Here is a 717-nt window from a genome sequence, read left to right as displayed (position 1 = left end):
TTCAATACCATTTTTTGCATCAATGGGTAGCGGGTAAAAGTGGAGCCCAATACCGCGATGCCGATCAGGCCGGGAATCAAGGCTTCTTTCAAAGCTAACCAGCGAGTATCAAGCTCCAACAAGCCAATGCCGCCAGTTAATAATACGCTGATAAAACCAAGCGCTGAGATAAAGTTAAATTTCTTGTTGCGGATGAGATCCATACCGCCGTAGACCACAGGAAAGAGCAAAGCGACAACCAGTGCCATTGCGGTTCCTAGGTGCTCTTCGCCACTGTATTTCATCAAGATGAACGAAGGGATGAATACGTTAAAAAGGATCTCAAATAGGGGATTCGACTTTTTCGCCGTCGTGTTACTCATAATTTCCTACTGACTCTATTATGTCGGCTGCCATTGTACTTTGGGTGGAAGTGTTCATCCAGTAACGCCAGATGTAAAGCGTTAACGCACCAAGTTATGTAACGACTTATGAAATAGACCCGAGCATAGCCAGTTAGTTGGCATGATTGACCAAGTTTTCTTGGTGGCTAGGTGAGCTTCATACCAGTAGGAACTTCTGTCTTAATGGTTTCCTTGCTGCGCGATGAGCTGGTTGCGCGCTCTGAATAATCGAGTCGCCACCGTATTGTGATTGAGCCTCAAGGCTTGGGCAATTTCATCATGATTCAGCCCAGCCACTAGGCTCAAGAGCAATGGCTCTCGGTATTTGGGGTCG

General features: G+C 46.6%; 2 protein-coding genes. Both read right to left on the bottom strand.

All coding sequences use genetic code 11. The annotated features are described in order from the left end of the window. Window positions 1–362, bottom strand: a 362-nt coding sequence (locus tag R7Z49_RS24895; protein WP_318112363.1) for a VC0807 family protein, incomplete at its 3' end; no start/stop codon positions are given. Window positions 363–563: 201 nt separating this feature from the next. Continuing rightward, window positions 564–717, bottom strand: a 154-nt coding sequence (locus R7Z49_RS24890; protein WP_318112365.1) for a sigma factor-like helix-turn-helix DNA-binding protein, incomplete at its 5' end; no start/stop codon positions are given.

The sequence above is a fragment of the Vibrio sp. 1562 genome (assembly GCF_033340155.1).
GTDB lineage: Bacteria > Pseudomonadota > Gammaproteobacteria > Enterobacterales > Vibrionaceae > Vibrio > Vibrio alginolyticus.
This window is presented reverse-complemented; position numbering and strand designations above follow the sequence as displayed.